Annotated in this window: 14 protein-coding genes and 1 pseudogene; 10 read left to right on the forward strand and 5 right to left on the reverse strand. The window is 40.6% G+C overall.

The features are described 5' to 3' along the window. The first annotated feature begins 1,190 nt into the window (after window positions 1-1,190). Window positions 1,191-2,753 (forward strand): RepB family plasmid replication initiator protein, encoded by a 1,563-nt coding sequence (locus ACTQZS_RS07875; RefSeq protein WP_441475321.1) that lies wholly within the window; start codon window positions 1,191-1,193, stop codon window positions 2,751-2,753. An 11-nt stretch (window positions 2,754-2,764) separates the two neighbouring features. After that, window positions 2,765-3,622 (forward strand): hypothetical protein, encoded by an 858-nt coding sequence (locus ACTQZS_RS07880; RefSeq protein WP_441475322.1) that lies wholly within the window; start codon window positions 2,765-2,767, stop codon window positions 3,620-3,622. Window positions 3,623-4,765: 1,143 nt separating this feature from the next. Here ACTQZS_RS07880 and ACTQZS_RS07885 read toward each other — a convergent pair. Beyond that, window positions 4,766-4,813, reverse strand: coding sequence for a hypothetical protein (locus ACTQZS_RS07885; RefSeq protein ID WP_441475435.1), 48 nt, complete (start codon window positions 4,811-4,813; stop codon window positions 4,766-4,768). Window positions 4,814-5,773: 960 nt separating this feature from the next. Between ACTQZS_RS07885 and ACTQZS_RS07890 the strand changes: the two genes are divergently transcribed. The 4 genes from ACTQZS_RS07890 to ACTQZS_RS07905 all read left to right on the forward strand — a co-directional run bounded on the left by ACTQZS_RS07890 (window position 5,774) and on the right by ACTQZS_RS07905 (window position 11,129). Next, complete coding sequence (locus ACTQZS_RS07890; RefSeq protein WP_441475323.1) at window positions 5,774-6,142, forward strand: hypothetical protein; 369 nt, start codon at window positions 5,774-5,776, stop codon at window positions 6,140-6,142. 151 nt (window positions 6,143-6,293) lie between these two features. Next, window positions 6,294-8,348, forward strand: coding sequence for a phage tail tip lysozyme (locus ACTQZS_RS07895; protein WP_441475324.1), 2,055 nt, complete (start codon window positions 6,294-6,296; stop codon window positions 8,346-8,348). Between the two features lie 4 nt (window positions 8,349-8,352). Next, entirely contained in the window at window positions 8,353-10,167 is a 1,815-nt protein-coding gene (locus ACTQZS_RS07900) for a C39 family peptidase (RefSeq protein WP_441475325.1), read from the forward strand. A 20-nt stretch (window positions 10,168-10,187) separates the two neighbouring features. Further along, window positions 10,188-11,129: a hypothetical protein gene (locus ACTQZS_RS07905; RefSeq protein ID WP_441475326.1), complete on the forward strand. Its 942-nt coding sequence runs from the start codon at window positions 10,188-10,190 to the stop codon at window positions 11,127-11,129. Between the two features lie 65 nt (window positions 11,130-11,194). Here ACTQZS_RS07905 and ACTQZS_RS07910 read toward each other — a convergent pair whose 3' ends face one another. Further along, entirely contained in the window at window positions 11,195-12,031 is an 837-nt protein-coding gene (locus ACTQZS_RS07910; RefSeq protein WP_441475327.1) for a tyrosine-type recombinase/integrase, read from the reverse strand. 227 nt (window positions 12,032-12,258) lie between these two features. Between ACTQZS_RS07910 and ACTQZS_RS07915 the strand changes: the two genes are divergently transcribed. From ACTQZS_RS07915 to ACTQZS_RS07930, 4 genes and pseudogenes are all read left to right on the forward strand, one after another. Further along, window positions 12,259-12,666, forward strand: a complete 408-nt coding sequence (locus ACTQZS_RS07915) for a hypothetical protein (RefSeq protein ID WP_441475328.1) — start codon at window positions 12,259-12,261, stop codon at window positions 12,664-12,666. Between the two features lie 14 nt (window positions 12,667-12,680). Then, on the forward strand, window positions 12,681-12,920 hold the full coding sequence (locus ACTQZS_RS07920; protein ID WP_441475329.1) for a hypothetical protein: 240 nt from the start codon (window positions 12,681-12,683) through the stop codon (window positions 12,918-12,920). A gap of 3,032 nt (window positions 12,921-15,952) precedes the next feature. Further along, window positions 15,953-18,152, forward strand: a pseudogene (locus tag ACTQZS_RS07925) (DEAD/DEAH box helicase family protein); the annotation flags it as partial. A 750-nt stretch (window positions 18,153-18,902) separates the two neighbouring features. After that, window positions 18,903-19,619: a DUF4116 domain-containing protein gene (locus ACTQZS_RS07930; protein ID WP_441475330.1), complete on the forward strand. Its 717-nt coding sequence runs from the start codon at window positions 18,903-18,905 to the stop codon at window positions 19,617-19,619. Between the two features lie 211 nt (window positions 19,620-19,830). Here ACTQZS_RS07930 and ACTQZS_RS07935 read toward each other — a convergent pair whose 3' ends face one another. The 3 genes from ACTQZS_RS07935 to ACTQZS_RS07945 are packed head-to-tail and all read right to left on the reverse strand — an operon-like array spanning window position 19,831 to window position 22,297. Then, a complete protein-coding gene (locus ACTQZS_RS07935) occupies window positions 19,831-20,844 on the reverse strand; it encodes a tyrosine-type recombinase/integrase (RefSeq protein ID WP_441475331.1) in 1,014 nt (337 codons plus the stop codon). 10 nt (window positions 20,845-20,854) lie between these two features. Continuing rightward, window positions 20,855-21,199: a hypothetical protein gene (locus ACTQZS_RS07940; protein ID WP_441475332.1), complete on the reverse strand. Its 345-nt coding sequence runs from the start codon at window positions 21,197-21,199 to the stop codon at window positions 20,855-20,857. Window positions 21,200-21,217: 18 nt separating this feature from the next. Next, window positions 21,218-22,297: a tyrosine-type recombinase/integrase gene (locus ACTQZS_RS07945; RefSeq protein WP_441475333.1), complete on the reverse strand. Its 1,080-nt coding sequence runs from the start codon at window positions 22,295-22,297 to the stop codon at window positions 21,218-21,220. Window positions 22,298-22,490: the final 193 nt, after the last annotated feature.

Below are 22,490 nucleotides of genomic sequence, written 5' to 3' on the forward strand. Positions count from 1 at the left end.
AATGAGTATTCAAAAGGCTGAGACAGAGAGAAATGATCCACGGATAACGAATTTTTGAGGAATGTGGGTTGTGAAGGTAAATTATATGGTCTGATAACGAAATATCGAGGAGGAAGACGGGCCATAAAAGAAGAGGTTTATTTCAGTTAACGAAAATCTGAGTATAAAAGAGATGCGATGATTCTATGAGAGTGTCAGATAACGAAAAAATGAGTATTCAAAAGGCCGAGACAGAGAGAAATGATCCACAGGTAACGAATTTTTGAGGAATACGGATTGTGAAGGTAAATTATATGGTCTGATAACGAAATATCGAGGAAGAAGACGGGTCATAAAAGAAGAGGTTTATTTCAGTTAACGAAAATTTGAGTATCAGATCCAGTCAATCAGAAGATAACGTGATCCAGATGACGAAAATATGAGTATACTAGAGACTCGATGATCCTACGAGGGTGTCAGATAACGAAAAAATGAGTACTCAAAAGGTCAAGACAGCGAACAATGATTCACGGACAACGAATTTTTGAGGAATATGGGTTGAGAAGGTAAGTGATACGGTTTGATAACGAAATATCGAGGCTAAAGAAGTACTATAAAAGAAGAAATTCATTTCAGTTAACGAAAATTTGAGTATCAGATCCAGTCAATCAGAAGATAAAGTGATCCAGATGACGAAAATATGAGTATACAAGAGACTTGATGATCCTATGAGCGGGTCAGATAACGAAAAAATGAGTATTCAAAAGGCTGAGACAGCGAGCAATGATCCACGGATAACGAATTTTTGAGGAATATGGGTTGTGAAGGTAAGCGATACGGTTCGATAACGAAATATCGAGGAGGAAGACGGGTTATAAAAGAAGAGATTTATTTCAGTTAACGAAATTTTGAGTATCAGATCCAGTCAATTTGAAGATAAAGTGATCCAGATGACGAAAATATGAGTATATAAGTAACTTGATGATCCTACGAGCGGGTCAGATCACGAAAAAATGAGTATTCAAACGACCGCGACAGATAGAACTTGCTCCACAGGTAACGAAAAAATGAGTGTTTTAGATAAGCTAACGAAAAAAAGAGGATTTCCAGTTTTTATCTCCAGAAAGATGTGATATACTGGCTTCAGAAAACGAAAATGTGAATATGTTAACTGCTTGGGTGGATACTATAAGTTGTAGGGAATATATATTATGAGCGATATACAGCTGTCTTTACCGGGAAAAGTAAAAAAACTGAATGTCTTTATACATGCAAAATATAATACAACCAGAGAACAGGATCTTATCATCAATCATTCTCTGGATCACTTGAGAAAAGACGGAAATCAGCTTTGTGCGGAAATTAATGGAAATGAACTCGCCTATATTCTTAATATAAATAGCAAGCATAATCTTAGCCGTACCTTAAAAACAGCAGCACAGGGATTAGTAGGTAATACAATAATTATCAACGGACCTGACGACGAGTTCGAGATCTTTGGAATCGTCACGAATGCGGAGTATAAGGATAATACTTTCTCGCTCACCTATAACAAAAAGATGACTCCCTATATACAGAATGTGGTATCGAACTATACAATTTTGGATCGTGCGCTGGAAGCAACTTTTACCACAAAATATGCAGTTAAAATTTATGAACTGTTAAAATCCGAGATTTTCCGATTGGAGAAAACCGGAAAGCCCTATCTTGAAGTTCGATATGGCTTTAATGAATTGAGGTGTCTTCTTTCTCTTGTCAACTTGGAAAAACCATACATAAAAAGCGCTCTTGATCGGAAGGTGTCCTGGGACGAACTTGTAGAAAAAATTGCAAAACCGGAGGATAAAAAATATAATCGGGTCACGGAATTTAAAAAGTATGTGTTGATTCCAGCTATGGAAGAGTTAAACGAGAAATCGGATATACATTTCGAATTTGAAGATATACGTGGGACGAGAGGAAAAATCAAGGAGTTTATCATAAGATTATCAAAGACAGGTAACTTTGATGGAAATTCCGATATTCCGTCCGATGTGCTGAGAAGTATTGAGAAATTGGTAAGTGTCAGTGATCTTGACAGCGCAATTTCAAAGATAAAAAAAGAAAACCGGATACCAACGAAACAAAAGAAGGATCTTATTGAATTAGCCTGTGCATATAATGAAGTAAAAGAGACATTGAGAAAATCAGGCATTAAAGAACTTGATCCGTTCAACATCGAGTATTTTAAAACCCTCTGGAGAAAGTCAGGGAAAGATATACAGGCAATAAAAGATGAAATTCAGTATGCTTCCAAGGTAGAAAATATAAAAAATTATTACGGTTTTTTAATGTCGGCAGTAGAAAGAAAATATAGCAAATCGCCGGACATTGAAACAGTTGAAGGATCTACTGAAGACGCACATACCTATCGAGAGATCAGAAACGCAATTGATAATATGAAATTGGCCGAGGGTTCTGATGCTTCTGCTTTTACAAATGAAATAGTAGAAGAGGATGAAGAACCGAATTCGGGAGAAGTAATCATTGATATTCCGGAATCAGAAACAGATCTTCGTGAAGAAGATATGGATGACAGTACAGATAAACAAATGAAGGAATCTGTCAACAACCAGATATGGAAAGAACTTAGAAAAAATCCAGAATATAAAAATCTTCTTTCTATGTTCGGAATGGATGAGGATACGTTTGAAAATAACATCACGACTCCAGTAAAAATTAAAATATTCACAGAATATCTTCAGCGTCAAAGAATCAATAGTTCAAAAGAATGAGGGAATTGGCATTGAGTGGTGAACTGCAAAAATATTCGGTATATGCAGCGTATCGGAAATATGATAACCGAATAAAAACATTTGGTATAGAAAGTCATTTGACTGTTGCAAGCAGCAGCTATCAAAATAGTGATGACGAAGGCATTCCACCATTTATGATTTATCATCCAAAAAGTCACTTCCGATTTCTAATAACTGAACAGGGGAGAGGTTCCGTTACATGTAACGTGAAAACGAACGAGGAATTGATCGGTATTCTGGAAAACAGCAAATATGCTTTTCAATCCTTTATGGATATGAAATGCGGATTATTAAAACAGCCCCAAATGATTTCTAAAGAGGATAGCAGACCGGCATTTTCTGTTCGATTTAACATGGGACATTTAAAAGATCGTACGCCTGCGGATGTACTGAAAAATGATCCGGATGGAAGGAATGTTCTGTTGGCGCAGGAAACATATTTGAAACAAAACCTTGAGAAGTATCCGGGTAATGCAAAATACATAGAGGCAATTGAAGATTTGTGGAAGCACGAAGAAGAAATGTCCGGAAAACAGTTATGCAGGCAGATAATCATTCCAATCACCAAATTATATAAGCCATCTGTAAGAAATGAAAAATCATATGTTGCCTGTATGAATGTAAGTTGTATATGCGATCCAGAAGTTCGATCTCCGATAAAATTGTCCATCGATAATTTTTATTTGGATGCAGCCGGAAACAAAGATACCAAATTTTCCATGAGCAAATCTATAGAACTGACATTTGAGGAATGGAATACGTCACTTTGGAAAGTAAAAAGAAATATGTGTCAATTTGAGTATCTCTATGCAGGAAAAATATTTACAGACGTTCAAACATATCGATAAGGAAATACGATGAATGATCGAGCATTAAAATGTTTGTCGAAAAGCCGTTGGAATATCACGAATTCAGCACAGCTTACCAGACTGTTTCCATGTCAATATAAGGATTTTACTGAACCGTGTATAGTGCTTTCAAAGCAGATTATCGGTAAGGATGTGGCACTTGAAGGATCTTTCGATCCGCATAGCTTTCACGTTGTCATAAAAAATAAGATTTCCAAGGATAAGTGTGAATATGGAGTTCATTTTTCAGATGATCTGAATGAATTTGCTCATATTGTTGATTTGGAGAAAAAAAAAGAACAGTCATATTCATATAAAGATTTTCAAAACAGGATCTTTTTTCCAGACAATACAGTGAATACTGTTATGTATTACCAGGCGGTCTTCTATGTCGGTCAGGAAAGGGTACATGTCACTTGGTTTGATTTGAAACTGGTAAAAGAAGCGGAAGAAAACCGGTGGCTGAAAAAGGTGTGGATTCTTACGAGAGTTTACTTCGCAAAGAATTGTTACTATGCGACGCCAACCGGGATCTGTATTTATCCGGAAGATTTGAAAATACAGACGGAATACCCTTCCGTAAGAGGAATATCAGATCAAATTTTGAGAGAACTGGTAGATCGTGCGGTTGAGGGATGTGAAGATGATTTTCTACCGGAACAGATAAAAAACAGGTATCATTTGCTGCCTGAGAGAGAGGCGGTCTTCGAAATCCATCATCCGTCAACCATGCAGCAATTAAAAAGGGCACAAAACAGACTTCTATTTGATGATATTCTATATTTTTGCTGTGACCTGAGAAGAGATTTTTACCGTCCGGTTGCTAATTTTGAAAAGAGTACCCTTTCCGATGCTACAAAAAGCGAATTTTCTTCATCATTAACAGATGAACAAAAGATGGTTATTCATAATTTTTCAGAAAGGATGCAAAAAGGATCCTTAAACGCTATCTTAGATGGACCGGAGGTGAGTGAAAAGATTCCAATCATTACCAGTATGGCTATGATGTGCTGTGAAAATTCATATCAGGCAGCAATATCCACTATCACGGTGAGAGTGGCAAAATATTTGTATGAAAAGACAAGACCATATTTTGACAGACGTGGGATAGTTGCAGCATTATATACGCAATATCTGAATACATCAGAGCAAAAGAAAATAAAAAAAGGCGTAGAAGATGGCAGCATTCAGCTGCTGTTTGGAAGACAAGATATTCTGCAAATGAATTTTCCTGCATTATCTTTAATAATTTTTGACAATGAACAAATTCCCGGCATCGTGAAAGTTCCCCAGGTACGGAATTGGGTAAGGAAAGGCGTGCATGTCTTGGGACTCAGCTCATGTAGCGTGCCGGATGACGTCCGTAAGATGTTTTGCCGCGATAATAACATCGATTGGATGACTCTTCATGGGAAACAGGTAGATCACGCTTCGAAAACGATCTTTACAGATTCTTGGAAAGAATCCATGAAAGAGATACAAAATACGGTTCTGGGAGGTGGCCAGGCTTATATCATATGTCCGGACGAAAATCTTATTTGTAACTCTCATACAGACATTGAAACGGTCGATGATGTCTTTGAACATTATTGTCCTTACTTTGTAAAATTGACAGTTATAAATAAACATATGAAAAGAAAAGCTGTAACTGATATCCTTGGTGCATTTATAAATCATGATGTTGACATTTTGATATGCACCTCAGATCATCTCGACGAATTACCCCAATCCGCAGATGTCATTGTCATTCAAAATGCAGAACTGTGGCCATCCTTTTTGCTTATGACAGTGAAAGCAATGGCACAAACACTTATCTTGCAAACCAATGTCAAGAACGGTCAAATTCGTGAATTTTGTAAAATAAAAAGTACATATGATATTATTTCTTATGATGCTTCCCATAAAGCTCCATCGGATTTGATAGGAATAGGGATGGCGTATTATAATCAATTAAAATACATTACTCAAAGCATACAAAATCCTGAATTATTTGAGGCCATCATGAAAATAGCAGGTCAGATGAAAAACCTTCATCAACTGGATGATTTTGAGGAAGGCTATGAAAGAGAAAACGGGATACAGGACTAAGGTTAATACCCTAATTATAAGAAAGGAAAGATTGTTTTTCGCATGAGCAATCAAGGATATATTATGTCAAGATTTGAAAATGAACCATATGTGAATCGTTTTGATTTATTAAATTATATTAGTCGGCTTCCATACGATGTATTAAATTACGCAGGCGAAATCGGTTCGGATATTCTTAATCTTCCAGCATTCAGTACCATCATTTCTTATATGACAGCGGGCGGGGAATTTGAAAGAGTCAGACTTCCATTTCGTGCTTCGGATGGCAGCGTATTTGTATCCCGGCAGGATGTCGTAAGTATGATAGAGGAAAAATACCCCACCGATGATGAAAATGTATGTAAGGTTCTTCGATATGTGAAGAAAACCATGAAGGGTATTACAGGCAAAGTCTTCTTGCTGGATATCTGTGATGATATGATTGGCATCTAAAAGAAATCATTTGTATGTTCAGAACCGTTGAGTCAACTATCCCTCCCATTGACCGGAGCTCAAAGGAAGGGATAATTTATTAAGCATTTTTACATATATAAATAAATGTGATAAATAATATTTAATAAGATATTTAATAGGACTAATCATTATGGCAGATGACAAAGAAATGACAGAGCAGGAACAAAACGATATAGAACAGTCAGCTGGCATAATGGCTGATACTGCTCAGGGCGTTGCAAGAACAGGCAAACATATTGCTGATAAAGTTCATGAATCCCAAAAATCCGATGATAAAATTCCAATTGAGGATGACCGTAGAAAAAACAACGCAAACTATGAACCATCCCCTGATGCTTCAGAAACTAAGGAAGGATCACCATTAGAAAACAAATCCGAGGTTCTGGATAATTCGCAGACGTGGAATGCACCAAAATCTTCAAATGATAAGCAGACGGCGATAACCTCGGATCCTTCTAATTTCTCACATCATTCGAACTCTGCATCGAATACGGAACTCTCACAAACGAAATTACCGAATTCTCAACAACGTGCTGAAGATTCAGGATCTCCGAATAGCTTACATTCTTCTGGTCAGTCTCAACCTCCAGATTCCGACAATGTGAAAAATGCTGAACAAAATCCGGAGGTTCCTTGGCCGTCCAATGATTCGCAGTTTACAAATAAATTAAACGCAGCGGATAAGGAGAAGTCACCATCAACGGATGGCTTACAATCCGCAGAGCGTCCGCAGACATCGGAAATCCGTACAAATAACGGCAATGGTTTTGAAAAAACGGACGCTTCAAAAAAATCAGGCAGTGGGAGGACAGAAGGCAATCCATCCTCGTTCGGTAAAACGAATCGAAATATCAAAGGGGAGGGCCCAAAACCTCAACAACATCGCATGGGGCCGGAACAAAAAAGCCTGACAGGTAATACGGAAAAAAACGCTGGAAGGAAAACAGGAAGAGCCGTTAGATCAAGTGTAAGGAGAAGTGCTCAAAAAATAATAAATCAAATCCGGGATATGTTTCGGAAACTTGTGCTATTTCTCGCTCCCTATTTATTGGCAATCTTTCTGGTCGCATTTATTATTATCATTCTGGTTTTTGTGGCATATACGATTGCGTATCGTTATAAGGGTTCATCTTCCGGTGGCGGTAATTACAGCTATAACTGGATAGTAAAAGAATCCGGGTCACTTGACGAGGAAGAAAAGCAAAACAATGCGGTTATTATTTACGGAAAATTAAAGGATGAGGGATGGTCGTTGAATGCAATAGCGGCAGGCATCGGTAACTGGGATTGGGAATCTGGTCTTAATCCTGCACGTTGGGAAGGCGATCAGATAGGAAATACGAGTGGAGGATATGGTTTGGCACAATGGACGCCTGCGACCAAAATTCTAAACTGGCTAAGTGAAAACGGTTATGAAAAAGACAGTGGTGATGGACAGTTGCAATGGATTATAGAGAATACCACATCCGATTGGATTGCGTCTAACAATAAGGCACATATGAGCGGAGAATCCTTCATCCATTCAACAGAAGATGCGGCAACATTGGCACGATATTATTGTCAGAGTTTCGAGCGGGGAGCATGGACAGATACCAGAGCTTCGAATGCTTCCAAATGGTATGAATGGTTGAAAGACAACGGCGATTCTGCACTTGCTAAATTAAAGACATCTTCGGCAGGAACGCATCATATTACGATAGCAGATATCCAGAACTGCAAATCGAAGCAGGAATATCTTGACCTTGTTATGCCGTGTTACCAGGACTATTGTAAGCAGTTTGGTATCAAATATCCGGGTATTCTGGCATTACAGGTGTACTACGAAGTGGGATCGGGTTTTCCGCAGCAGCTTTCAAATGTTGCAATCAAAGATAATAATCTCGGTGGACTGAAGTATAGCAGTGGTATTCCGGGAGCAACTTCCGGAACGAGCGCACCTGCAAACGAGGGTTCCTCGGCTTATTGTCATTTTGATAGCGTGGGTGATTATTTCTATGCGCAATGCTGGCAGATCGGTCAGCCGCTTTATGCCAGTGCAAGAAATCATCAGGGAAGCGCAGAAGAATTTGCAAGAGCATTGTGCAATATATGGATAGCCGGAAGAAACGGAACGGGTCCCTATGGATATAGTGAAAATCTGATCCGTGATTATAAGACATACAATCTGTCAAAATGGGAGGGCTGAAGAAATGCGCAAGAAAGGTATTAAAAATTATTTTATTCTCTCTCTCATTCTGATTATTGGCATGATTTGTTCTGTTTTACCAATAGGATCGATGCAGAAAGTTTATGCTGCTGATAAGAAGGTTATTTTACTTGGAGATTCCCGTACAGTTGGCTTATATGCAACGCTGCATAATTCAGCATGGCAGGAATTAAATCGCGTGGAAGACGGAGATAAAGTATGGATCGCAAAAGTTGGTATGGGATACAGTTGGTTCGAACAAACCGGTATGGTTGAGGCCAATACCTATCTGCAGAACGGTAACTGTAAACTCGTGATTCTCATGGGGGCAAATGATGTATATAGTAGTTCAAATGCAGATAAGTACCTGAATTATCTTAAATCAAACGAAGACTTGTTAACTACAAACGGGAATGAGGTATATTTTGCATCCGTGGGACCCATGGGACATAATAACGGCGGCTCTGAAACAAATTACAAAAACCTGAGCAATTCAGAGAGTGTCGAACCGTTTAATACAAAAATAAGATCCGGGCTTCCGTCTGGCATGTATTATATGGATCTTTATTCCAAAATGACGAGCGAAGGATATTCGACAGCAGACGGACTGCATTATGATAACAATACAAACAAATCCATATATAATATGATAGAAAATGCCCTGGGGGATAATTCAGAAGGAATTGTATCAAACGGCGATGCCGGCAGCGGAAGTGTTTCTAACGGAACTACCGGAGATAAATATGTCGATGCATTAGTGCGTGCGTTTTTCGGTGACAGTGCACTGGGTGGAGGAGCCAGTTATGGAAATCGGGAAACAGATGAAAACGGAGTACCAAAAGTTCCCTATATCAATCAGGGTTCGGGTGTCTATGAACTGGATCCGCCACACAATTTGTCGCATACAGATTTACCAAGTGCAACCTTTTCAGATGGTAGTACAATTGCGGAAGCAGGGTGTGGATACTGTTCAACCGCTATGGCGCTCTCCTATATTTTAGGACGATTGATATTGCCGACAGAATTTATCAATAACGGGCAGTATAGCCCAGGAGCTGGTTCTTACCATACAGTTGGTACATATACGGCTGCCTCATATGGAGTGCAGACAAAAGTGACAAATGATATTGATAGCGCATATCAGGAATTGCAAAACGGTAATCTTGTCATGGCAATCGAACAGCCAGGATCCGTACCAGGTCTGCCCGGCGGCAGTTGGACAAACTGTGGACATTTTATTCTCTTGATCGGGATTACAGCGGATGGAAATATAGCAGTCGCCGATAGCGGAAGTACAGCACGAACTTATTGGATGAATGGAAAGGTAGGATATACCAAATCACAGATCGACATGCGTTGTTCTTCTGGCGCAGGCATTAAATATACGGTGTTTGTTGTTCCAGATGCCGCGAAGGGAGATTATTCATATGAAAAAACAACAGAAGCGGGAAAAGCAATTGTGGCTGCGTGCAGCCAGGTCCCGTCTCCGGGAATGGGATATTGTGCGAAATGGGTTGCTCAGGTTTATAGTAAAGCTGGTCAAGGATATCCAACAGGAAATGCTTGTGACATGTATGATCGGCTTCCGTCCTTAACGAGTGAACAAATCAAGAATCGACAAAACCTTGAACCGGGTATGGCTATCGCTCTCCGCAAATGTAACGGTGGAGCAGATGCACAAACATATGGACATATCGGGATCTATATTGGAAATGGCAAAGTGATGGACAATGTAGGAAGTATCGAAACAACTGATCTGGACGTGTGGTTATCAAAATATTGTCCTTCCGGAATTCTCCCACGTTGGGGATATTTATGATGTAAAGGGAAGAGGATTTTATGACAAAGAAAAAGAAAATTATCATTTTAGGGTTAGTTGGTATAGGAATTATTGTGTCCGCAATGATATTTTCACTTCTAAACAAGCCTGAACCAAAGCAGAAGAAAGAAACGATGATAATCACGGATTCAGGCAGCGGGCAGGCAATGAATACAGAAAGTATCAGCAGTAGTAGCAGTTCACAAAAAATCGGACCGATATCGACTTCGGAAAATGTTAATACCATTGGGCCGGTTTCCACGAGTGTGATGGATGGTTATTTGCAATCATCCTCACAAACAGATTCTGTTCCTCAAAATCCTATGTGGATGGAAAATTCTTATCATGCACTGACAGATTATGATACAGATCTCTATGGTAAAAGCATTGAGTCTCTGAATAAGTATCATACGCCCAAAACGGATAGGAATTATATCATTTATGTGATCGATGGTACGTCTTATACATTGAATGAGTATCAGGACAACAATGACTTCACCTATAATGTATATAGTACAGATGCTGAAGACGCCAGCCATATCATAGAGAAGAGTGAAAATATTACGGATGGTGATGTACAGTCCTTTATTAATCAGATTAATAAGGAGGGGTCAGTCGATCCGGAGGCAGACCAAAACCAGTCAACCGATAACGATACAGTAATGTGGGCTGCTATGCAGGATATGCTGGACAATCACATGGCGGTTCTTAACACAGAGGATGAAGAAGAGGACGTATCATCTTTCGGCATCAACAACAAAGGGAAATTCATGTACGAAGCAACCGTTTTTGCTGCTTATAACCTTGATATCCATGCAAATATTAATACGTATACATTAGGAAAAGAAAATGATCAAAATATAGTGAGTATAGCAGCGGATGATGGAAGTACGGGGCAAATGTATTTTACGGTCGGGGATAACGATACCTATGAATTTTCGTTGACCTCTTCCCACGGCTAAACTGTGAGCTTCCCCATCTTAATTATTGGTAAAAGATTTGCGGTCTGGTGTTCCAGACCGCTTTTTCAGTTTTGAGGAAGCCGCGATATTGCATCCTTTTTGTATTGCCACCCAGAAAATGTTTCTCTCAAACGTTTCGGAGTAATCTCCTGATCCGGAAGGATTGAAGAATATTTTTTTACAAGAATCTGAATCGAGCGTTCAGAAAGCCGGGTACGAAATCGATTCAGGAAAAAAGCAGGATCATCGGTGTTTGGCCGGATTGACGCATATGCCATAAGGTATGCTTTCGCCTCGTCAGTGTAAATAATGCGGGCGACCTGTCCATTTCGTTGTGTGATAAAAACACTGTTATCATCGAAATAAAAATCATCGAAATCCAAACGGGCACATTCACTGATGTGAATTCCTGTTGTCATTAGTAAGAAGATAATTGCAAGGTCCCGGTCTTCTTCATATTTGTGATAAGGCTTTTGCTTTTTGGTGAGAGCCGTTCCAAATTCTACATTGCTCAAATATGAATTACCTTCCATGTGAGAAAGCTTTTGCTGCATTTTTTTTTGCGCTAAGGGAGGAATGATCACGCCCGCTGCCGGATTGCGGGTAAAGTATCCGGCTTTTACGTAATATTGAAAATATCCGCTTAAAACGAGCAGTTTTCTCCTTATCGCAGCACGCCCATTTCCAAGATCACCGAGATATGATTTGTAATCTTCAATGTCCTGTTCGTCTAGTTGTGCCAATTCTTCAAGAGTTAAAGAAGAATCATGATTTTTCTTTTGAGACTGCATGTATCGGAAGAAACGGTTTAAATCCACGGTATAAGCATTTATGGTACGGGCAGAATGAGTACCTGAGAGGGAATCAAGATAATCTTTCGCGAGTTCTGGTATATTGCGCATATATAATCCTTTCTGAATAATGAGATAGTATTACAGACATCATTATTGATTATTTTATCATATAATGTTAATATTTAAATACAATATAATATAATTATACAGTGCATATTGTGTCTCATAGAACTATCACGGTGATAGCAATATATATATTTCAAGTTTTAAAAATCTTTCGCTGTTGATTCTCGTGCATTAAGCGAGACTATTCTTGTACAGAAGCAGGTATACAGATGGAGAATGAAATTGTCGAACTGGTTAATCAAGGGATTCTCAAGTGGGATAGCGGCTTCTTTTTTTTAACCGAAGCAGAAGATATAATAAAATCATATAAATATGATATAACTATGCAAAGTAATGGAAATGAATTGATTAAAATGAAGGAAACCATTAACGTGTTCGGATATGATTGCGATGACGTTCAGTTAGAAATGGAAGAAAATAAGATTATTTATGTCCATGTAAGATTCCTTCAGAAAAAAGAATTTGATCAATTTGTCTTGGCCCTGTTTAATACCAGGAAAGCAGAGATTGCATTTTTTGAGGACAAAGTCGGACCTATTGCAATCTTCAGATATCATAAAATTAGGATTCAGATCGGGCCGGAAAAATATTGTGTCAACTACTTCTTTGAGATTTAAGGGAAATGGAGATAATGTACAATCAGCAGCAGAAAGAGAAAATATACAAAGAAATTTTTGAAACGGCATGCGAATGTCGCAGGAGGGCAGAAGATCCGTCATTATCAGGTGCAGAACGGCTTTCTGCACATATGAACAGCAAGAATTTGTTTGGATGGCTTAACCAGATCGATTCGGCGGATGCTGAGGAAGAAAACAGGATGTACGAAGGAGCAGAAACTTGTTTAGAGTTGGTGAGCAGAGAAGATCAGTGAATGACACCAGTCGAGCAAGCTCAGCCAAGGTATAACGAGTACGAGTTTGACACTCCCCATGCCTGAAGGTAGGGGGAGTGTCAAATCTTTACATACTTATTCGCTAAACTGTCATATCATATCAAACGACGCGGCTTTTTCTTTGTGAGAATATCCTCTTGTTTCCGCGTGGGAAAGTACTGAAAGATTGCCTCCGGATGGATTACTATAGATAAATAGGGGCTATTGGCGCCAGCTATTCTCTTTTTCTTTGATAATTTCGTTGTGTAGATTTTGCTATTCCGTGGATTTTTATTTTAGGATTTTTTTTCTCTTTATTTTGTCTTTTTTTGCTTTTTTATTTTTTTCTGATTTTGTGGTAGGGTATTTTATATTCAAGATAATGATGTTATCAAAGAGGAATGGAGGATTTTCTTATATTATTTTTCAATACGTAGTGGGGGTTTTGTATCGGGGAAGTACGTAAGTGATGTTTAAGAAAAGTGGAGGGGGCAATGGTTTGATTTGGCTATGACAGTTTAGCGAATATCTTTGTGAAGTAAGACGCTGAAATTTCTTCTTCGATAAGCTGATGATAACCCTCAAATATCTCACATTCGTGGGTTTACATCATTTCTATTAATCTGTATAATATAATTATATATTTGTGATTATCTGGAAGCTCCTTTCCTTGAGTCGATGAGTCAATTCATCGGCTCTTTTTTTTGGAGGTTTCAGCGGTAAAACAGTCCCGTAAGACTGAATGATATATATTTTCTTTATTCAAGCATGTCCGTCATGCTTATCTATATAGATGGAAGCTTGACCCTGATCAGGTCGAACAAATAATTGTGGAAGAGACTATCACGATGATTTTTTACATCATGTGACAGTCTCTTTTTTTAGGAGGAAATCTCATGAGACAAATTAATGGGCAATTGTCTATCTTTGATTTTCTTGGTGGTACTGACAATGAAGTGTCCGTACCCGTGAAAATCAAAAAAGAAACAAGAACAGTAAATGCAGCAGAAATATTTGAGGCGAAAGCTTCAGAAGAGCCTCAAATTATCGAAAGCACGGAACCATCGCCTGAACCTGAGCGAATCAACTTTCATCAGGAAATTATTCCTGAAACGAAATTAACAGGTTCAGAGCTTTATAAGCGAAATGTTCTGGCAATCCGCTGCCTGAAAAAACTTCAATCCGAACATCGTCTGGCGGATTCTGAAGAACAAAAAATCCTTTCTGCATATTGCGGCTGGGGCGGACTGTCTCAGGTATTCGACGAAAGAACATCGGAGAATGCAACCAAGCGGGAAGAACTGAAAAGCCTTCTCACAAAGGAGGAATATGATTCCGCCAGAAAGTCAACCCTTACGGCTTTCTATACTCCGGATTTTATTATTCGTTTTATATGGAAAGCTCTTCGGAAGATGGGGATAAAAGGCGGCAATATTCTGGAGCCGTCCTGTGGAACCGGACGATTCATCGGAAACGCACCGGAAAATGCAGATTTTCGCTTCTACGCAACGGAACTGGATACGATAAGCGGAGAAATAAGTAAACAACTGTATCAGAAAGAGAAGATTCAGGTGACCGGATTTGAAAAAACCAGTTATCCCGATAACTTCTTTTCTGCGGCTATCGGAAATGTCCCATTCGGGAACTTTCAGATAGCAGATAGCAGATATGATAAATATCACTTTCTGATCCATGATTATTTTTTTGCAAAATCCCTGGATCTTGTACAGCCTGGTGGCATTATTGCCTTCATCACAAGTTCCGGAACCATGGATAAGGAAAACAGCTCCTTCCGCTGCTATCTGGCAGAAAGAGCGGATCTCATCATGGCAATTCGTTTGCCCAATACGGCATTCAAAAGTGCCGGCACTGAAGTTGTGTCGGATATTCTCTTCTTCCAGAAACGTTTCATTCAGAGAGGTGATGGTCGAGAAATTCCATGGGTATCACTGGGACAGATAGGAGAGTATCGAATCAATAACGCATTTATCCAGAATGGTATTCCCATGCATATATGCGGAAACTTGAAAATGATCTCCGGGCCATATGGAGAGAAGCAAACTGTAACAGGCGGAGAATCTCTTAAGGAAGAGCTGGATATGGAGCTGAACGATCTTCCGGAAAACATCATTCATGTGACAGATGTTGCGGAAGAAGAGAAAGCGTCTATACCGGCAGATCCGGATTGTCGGAATTATGCCTACAGCATAGTAGACGGGAAACTTTATTACCGTGAAAACGCGGTTATGATGCCCGTTGAATGTAACGAGGCAAAAGAAACCCGTATTAAAAAGATGGTTGAAATCCGTACGATTCTTGACAAACTCCTTGCCATGGAGCTTTCAAACGAAGCTGATCATTTCATTTTGGATCAGCAGAAGTTGCTGAACAAGAGATACGAAGAATTCGTAAATGAATATGGGTATATCACTTCTCTGACAAATCGAAGAGCCATGCAGGATGATTCCAGTTATCATCTGATCAACGCATTGGAGATCCTTGATGATGATGGAAACGTCATAGGAAAATCGGACGTTTTTACAAAGAGAACGATCCGAAAAGCAGAGCCGCCAGCCCATGTGGATAGCGCAACCGATGCGCTTGCATTATCTATGGGCAAATACGGTAAAGTGAATATGTCCTATATGGTAGAGCTGACAGGCAAAGAGCAGAAAGAACTCCTTCAGAGTCTTAAAGGACAGGTATTTGAAGATCCTGTCACAAAGGAACTTTTGGCAGCGGACGAATATCTCTCAGGCAACATCAGAGAGAAATTAAAAACCGCGAAAGAATTTTCTGAAACAGACCAAAAGTACACCGTCAACGTGGAATATCTTGAAAAGGTTCTTCCAAAGGACCTTGACGCTACCGAAATCGAAGTAAGGCTAGGCAGTACATGGATTGATCCGAAATATATTGATGAATTCATCCAAATGCTGCTTGACCCGCCATACTGGACAAAGATCAAGACGGAATACTCCAAAGCAACCGGCGCATGGGCAATCACTGGAAACAGGCATTACTTGGATAATGATTCTAAATCTACGATGGATTACGGAACCAAGGATGCGCCTGCCCTTCGGCTTATTGAGGACGCCCTCAATTTGAGAGATACAAAAATATATGATCGAATCGAGGGTGATGATGGAAAAACGAAATCTGTTATCAACAAAGAAAAAACCATGCTGGCACAGCAAAAGCAGCAGGTTTTGAAAGACAAGTTCAAGGACTGGATCTTCCAGGACTATGAAAGGAGGCAGAATCTTACCAGAAAGTATAATGATACCTTTAACAGTTTCCGGCCAAGAGAGTTCGATGGATCGTATTTGAAATTCGATACGATGAATCCGGATATTAAACTCAGGCCGCATCAGAAAGATGCGGTTGCCCGTATCCTGATGAGCCATGCAAATTCTCTGATCGCCTACTGCGTAGGCGCAGGAAAAACATGGGCCATGACAGCAGGCGCAATGGAGTCCAAAAGGCTTGGCTTCTGCCATAAATCACTCTTCGTTGTTCCGAATCATCTGACGGAGCAGTGGGGCAGTGACTTTTTAAAACTCTATCCCATGGCCAATATTCTGATTGCGAAAAAACGTGATTTTGAACCGGCCAGAAGGAAACGGTTTGTATCACAGATCGCCATGGGAGATTACGATGCTGTCATAATCGGTCACTCGCAGTTTGAGCGTATCCCCCTTAGCAAAGAGCGTCAGAATATGATGCTCGAAGAGGAAATGACAAAAATTGTAGCAGCGATCGAAGAAGAGCAGGTAAACAGTGGCTCCCGGTCGTTTTCCGTGAAGCAGCTGGAGAGATGTAAGGCACAGGTTCAGGCGAAAATAGATCGTCTCAGCGATATCAAGCAGGACGATGTTGTGACGTTTGAAAGCCTTGGGGTAGACCGCCTCTTTGTTGACGAGGCTCATTATTACAAAAACCTCTATCTTTTCACAAAGATGAATAATGTTTCCGGGGTCTCTCAGACGGATGCGAAAAAATCCACCGATCTGTTTTTAAAAACGCAGTACCTTGACAGCATCGGAGGGCACGTTATTTTCGCCACCGGAACGCCTGTAAGCAACACGATGGCAGAACTGTTCACCATGCAGAGATACCTTCAGTACGACCATTTAAAGGCGTTAGGACTGGACTTCTTTGATGCATGGGCAGCACAGTTCGGAGAAACCGTAACCTCCATTGAGCTTGCACCGGAAGGCACCGGCTACCGGGCGAAGACACGATTCTCAAGATTTTACAATCTTCCGGAATTGATGTCTATCTTCCGCGAGGTTGCGGATATCCGGACACAGGATCAAATGAATTTGCAGCTTCCCGAAACCAAGTATGTCAATGTCCAGCTGGAAGCATCCGATTACCAGAAGGATTATGTACAGTCTCTATCCGAAAGGGCTGACAAGATCCATAGTGGCGGTGTGGATGCAACTGAGGACAACATGCTGAAGGTTACTTCTGACGGCCGTAAATGTGCTCTTGATCAGCGTCTTGTGGCAGCGGAAGGGGAATTTGTACCTGACGATCCAGATAGTAAAGTAAACGCTTGTTGTAAGAACGTCTACAAGCTGTGGAAGATGACGGAGAAGGATAAATCCACGCAGCTTGTATTCTGTGATTTATCAACTCCTCGCGGAGATAATAAATTCAATGTCTACGATGATGCGCGCGAGAAACTCGTTAATATGGGGATTCCCAGAGAAGAAATTCACTTTATTCATGAAGCAAAAACGGAGGTGCAGAAGAAAGAACTTTTCGGGAAAGTGCGATCCGGTGAGGTCCGGATTCTTTTCGGATCTACTTCAAAACTCGGATGCGGAACGAACATCCAGGACAGACTGATTGCTCTGCATCATCTGGATGCGCCATGGAAACCGGCGGATCTGGAGCAACAGGAAGGCAGGATTATCCGGCAGGGAAATCTTAACTGCCGTGTTTTGGTTTTCAGATACGTCACAAAGGCAACTTTTGATGCTTATATGTGGCAGACCTTGGAAAACAAACAGAGATTTATTTCCCAGATCATGACCAGTCATTCTGCGGTGAGAAGTTGTGATGACGTCGATGAGGCGTCCCTGAGTTATGCAGAGGTCAAATCGCTCTGCACCGGAGATCCCCGCATTAAAGAAAAAATGCAGCTTGACGTTGAAGTTGCAAAACTCAAAGTACTGCAGGCTAATTTCCGCTCTGAGAAGTATCGGTTGGAAAGTGATATTGCATCACGCTTACCGGCTGATATTGAGAAAAAGAGCGAAGCAATTCAGTGTCTGGAAATGGATAAGGGCGATGCCGATCATTTACAGGCCAAACCTTTCAGTATGATCGTCAGCGGTGTCAAATATAACGATAAGAAAGAAGCCGGAAAGGCTATCGCTGCCGTTGTTAAATCAATGCAGGGCAAACCGGGGAAAAAAGTTATTGCACATTTCGGACCGTTTGATTTCAGTTATGAATATGATAATTGGGGCAGCGGACGGACAATTTTTATTCACAATCGCATGACTTACAGCGTCTCCATGGCTGTCGGTTACGAGGACACGATCAAGCGTATTCTCCATACGATTGGCAATATTAGCGAGCATATTTGCCGTGTCTCAGAGCTTCTGAAACGCAGCGAAGAGCAGCTTGCGAAAGCAAAAGAAGATGTAAGAAAAGGCTTCCCACAGGAGCAAGAGCTTGCTGAAAAACTCGCAAGACTTAACGAATTGAATGCAGCTCTCAACCTTGACAAGGAGGATTTCTCAGCATCGACAGTAGCATGATATGGAAGCCCATTCTGAAAAGAATGGGCTTTTTCTATTATTGACAAAAATAATTTTAAATTTCTGTACACACAAAATTATTTTGCAAAAAATCGACCATATATGATATGTGTGAAATCTATATGGGCGAAAAAATAAAAAATCAAAATCGATTTCGTCCATATATATAGATGTAACTCAGCTTATCACTATAGGAGGAAATATCATGAAAAATCAAAGAGTACAGTATCTTATTAAAAAACTTGAGCTCAAGCAGATTGACTTTATGCATCTGTCTGTGGCCGACCGAGAGACCAAAAAAATTGCTCTGGCTGCAGTAAAACTCGACCCCCTAAACGTTTATCATGTGAGTAAATTTTGGGATGATTATGACGTAATGAAAGCTGCAGTACAAGGGGATGGTATGACACTTCAATACGCATCAAAAAGACTTCGCTTTAATAAAGAAATTGCAGAAATCGCTGTTCGTCAAAATGGAAGCGCTTACTCTTTTTTGAGTAAAGGACTGAGAAAATCGACAAAGCTTCTCAGGCTTGCACTTGAGACAGACCCAGATGCAATTCTTCTCGGTTTTTCTTTTCAAAAACATGATCCTGGACTTGTAATGATGGCAGTGAAAGGTAATCCAGAAGTGCTGTATAAGCTTGCCGGCGATGATTATGATTCGATTTCTGTGTCAGAAGATTTCTCCATATATCCTAATACACCATGGGAATTGGATTCATTCGGTTATGTGCGCTGCAAAAATCGAGAAATTGTACTGGAAGCTGTAAAAAATTGCGGGGCGATGATCAAATACGCGTCTGATACTCTCAGGCGTGATCCTGAAATTGTGAAAGCAGCATTGGCCGAAGACCCAGATGCAGAATTTTACGTGGAAGAGGAAGTCCTCAAAAAGCTAGGCCTTGATGAGGAAGAGTGATATTTCATTTTCGGGGCAGGGAGAAATCCCTGCCTTTTTTGGGGTATCTCATTGTGATCTCAACACATATCAACGGCAACGGTCGGGCAGCACATACAGGCAACAGTCCCTGCCATTGAGAATTTTTTTACTGGCATTGCGAAATCTGCCCGGTCAGATTTCAAAAGTAGCAATAAATGCAGTATTATCCCGTAGCTCGGCTGCGGGATTTTTATTTGCCATATACTTTCTTAATGATATCAACTGCTGTTTTTTTATTTTCCGCATTATCCGTAATGTAATGAGCAGCCGTAACACTTATGTCTGAATGATTTAGCGCCTGCTGTGTCAGCTTGATGTCGTGTGTTGCCTGATAGAGGTTGTCTCCGAAGGTTTTCCGAAGCGAATGGACATGAATATTCTTGTCCGGGACAACCGATTCCGTGTATTTCTTCACGATGCGCTGCACCGATCTCGGCGTGATTCTCCGCTTCTGATTGGAGAGAAAGAGCGCCGGATCGTCTGCATCCTCCGGACGCTCATAGCGTATATAATCACACAGAGCACTTTCCGCATTCTCATTCAGGAAGACGATATCATCAATCCCTCCCTTGCGGTGGATCACAAGCTTATGTTCCTTCCACAGAATATCCGTAAGATCGATTCCCACACACTCTGAGAGCCGGATCCCCGTGTTCAGCATAAGAGTGAAGAGGGCAGTGTCACGGTACTGATTTTCCCGGTTGCATTTCTTCTGGTGCTCTGAGGCCAGCGAGCTTCCGGTCGTCACCCCGGCCATCACCTGATTCACTTCTTCCGTATTCATAAACTGTAAATCTCGCCTGGGATCCTTTTTTTGTTTCAGTTCAATGCTGTACTCCGCGAGCGGATTGTGCGCAATAAAACCATATGCTTTCAGAAATTTATAAAAGGAACGGAGCGCCGCAAGCTTTCTGGCCTTGCCTTCGGATTTTCCCGTGCGGAAGCTGCCAAAGTAGTCATCAAAATCAAAATTATTCAGGCGGCCCAACGTATCTGCTGAAAGGCTCATGATGTCAATATGCTGAGCATTTGCCGTAAACGCCAGGAACCCGCGAATGTCATAGAGATAATTCAGGATCGTCCGACGCGATTTGCTTCCCGCAGCAAGGTTGCTGATGTAGTTTTTCACGTACTGAGGAAGCTCTGTCAGCAGATCATTGATTTTCTCCATAGTGAGAACATCAATTTCTTCGTTATATTTCACAGTGCAATCCTCATTTAATACTTTTCGAAAATTTTCGATTCGCACGCTCGATGCGGTCTCTTTCCTCTGCTGCAGCTGACCGGACATCTGCAGGTATTGCATTTGATTTTACGATTCCCGGAAGAAGTTTTTCGTAAGAAAGGTCGTTCCGGTCCTGTGCATGCAGATCATAATCGCATCTGTAATAAGAATGTCCGGTATAAATATCCAGCCCGTCCGCATCCTTATCCACGCGAATAATTGCGGATGTTGTCACAGGTGTTCCGTCATTCACGTCATATTTACGGTACACATATCCGCGCACCCAGAAAAACTTTCCATTATAATGCAATGACCAATCCTTCAAATCTGCCATATCTTTTTCCTCCGACCATTATTTTTGATATTTAACTTCTTTTGCTGCGCGCTCTCGATTTTCTTCTCCCGATTTCGTATATTTCTTAACCGTCTCCAGATCATTATGTCCGAGTGCGTCTGCCACCAGATTGATGTCCTGTGTGTTTCGATACAAATTTGTCGCGTATGTCGAACGCATGGAATGTGCGTGTATACGTTCACCGCCGACCGGAACTGCATATTTTTTTACAATGCGTTCAACAGAGCGTACGGTTAAGCGGGTGCCAGTTCTGGGGGAAATAAAAAGTGACTTGTCATTTTTATCCGCTGGTTTCCGTTCACTTTCTATATATGTTATAAGAGCGGATTCCACATCTTCTGGCATGAATACGCGCTGATTTTTTCGTTCCTTACGGTATACTTCGATATAATGTTTCGCCCAGTTTATATGGTGAAGATCGATGCCTACAAGTTCGCTTACACGGATGCCTGTACCAAGCATCAGTTTTAATATAGCGGTATCCCGCAGCTGGGTCTTTTGTGCAAATACTAAACGTCTTCCTTGTAATTTTGCGCCACTTTCCACATCTGATAGTACCTCACATACCTCAGAATCGTCCAGTGCTAGAACTTCTTTGCTTTTCTCAAGTTTTGGACTGTCTGCAAGGGCAGCAGGATTGGATGGAAGATTGTAGTATTTTTGCAGGTAGCGGTAAAATTGACGCAGAACGGTCAATTTTTTGGACTGTGCAGCGGCAGAGTTTGTATGATACCTTTTATCCGCCTTTTGAGGATGGCGTTTATTATAGGCGACATCGGATTCCGATCGGTAGGATGCAGAAAAGGCCAGAAAATTATCAATATCTATGGGCTTAAGACTAGAAAGAAATTCCATTGTTACTTGATCTTGAGTAACCCCGAAGACCTGAGCAAGATATACCAGGAAGATTTTCAGATCATAAGCATAAGACAAAACCGTTTTTGTAGAGCGATTCATGCCAAGCATATGATCAAGAAATAATCCGAATAAGGAAGGAAAATCTTTCTTCATAGCATCGATTTTCTCGCGGTCGAGATTTCGTTGTTCAAAAGCATATCGTGTAACAAAGTCTGACATAAAAAATCCTCGCACAAAAAACGGGTTTACCTGTGTTAGATTTTATTATACCGCGTATGATAGGTTCTTTGCAATATTATGTCGCAAAAATATGCTTTTGCGACATAATTGATATCGCACTCTTCCTCGTATTCACTATATTCCACCAACAAAAAAACTCCCACTGGTAAAACCGTGGGAGCCAATTAATAGG

The sequence above is a fragment of the Bilifractor sp. LCP19S3_H10 genome, assembly GCF_052119185.1.
In the GTDB taxonomy this organism is placed as follows: Bacteria; Bacillota; Clostridia; order Lachnospirales; family Lachnospiraceae; genus Bilifractor.

Bases quoted from the DNA above. Each gene is read 5' to 3' on its own strand.
- ACTQZS_RS07945 (WP_441475333.1), bottom strand. From the start codon at position 22,297: ATGTCAGACTTTGTTACACGATATGCTTTTGAACAACGAAATCTCGAC.
- ACTQZS_RS07900 (WP_441475325.1), top strand. From the start codon at position 8,353: ATGCGCAAGAAAGGTATTAAAAATTATTTTATTCTCTCTCTCATTCTG.
- ACTQZS_RS07915 (WP_441475328.1), top strand. From the start codon at position 12,259: ATGGAGAATGAAATTGTCGAACTGGTTAATCAAGGGATTCTCAAGTGG.
- ACTQZS_RS07920 (WP_441475329.1), top strand. From the start codon at position 12,681: ATGTACAATCAGCAGCAGAAAGAGAAAATATACAAAGAAATTTTTGAA.
- ACTQZS_RS07905 (WP_441475326.1), top strand. From the start codon at position 10,188: ATGACAAAGAAAAAGAAAATTATCATTTTAGGGTTAGTTGGTATAGGA.
- ACTQZS_RS07910 (WP_441475327.1), bottom strand. From the start codon at position 12,031: ATGCGCAATATACCAGAACTCGCGAAAGATTATCTTGATTCCCTCTCA.
- ACTQZS_RS07930 (WP_441475330.1), top strand. From the start codon at position 18,903: ATGAAAAATCAAAGAGTACAGTATCTTATTAAAAAACTTGAGCTCAAG.
- ACTQZS_RS07940 (WP_441475332.1), bottom strand. From the start codon at position 21,199: ATGGCAGATTTGAAGGATTGGTCATTGCATTATAATGGAAAGTTTTTC.
- ACTQZS_RS07890 (WP_441475323.1), top strand. From the start codon at position 5,774: ATGTCAAGATTTGAAAATGAACCATATGTGAATCGTTTTGATTTATTA.
- ACTQZS_RS07895 (WP_441475324.1), top strand. From the start codon at position 6,294: ATGGCAGATGACAAAGAAATGACAGAGCAGGAACAAAACGATATAGAA.
- ACTQZS_RS07875 (WP_441475321.1), top strand. From the start codon at position 1,191: ATGAGCGATATACAGCTGTCTTTACCGGGAAAAGTAAAAAAACTGAAT.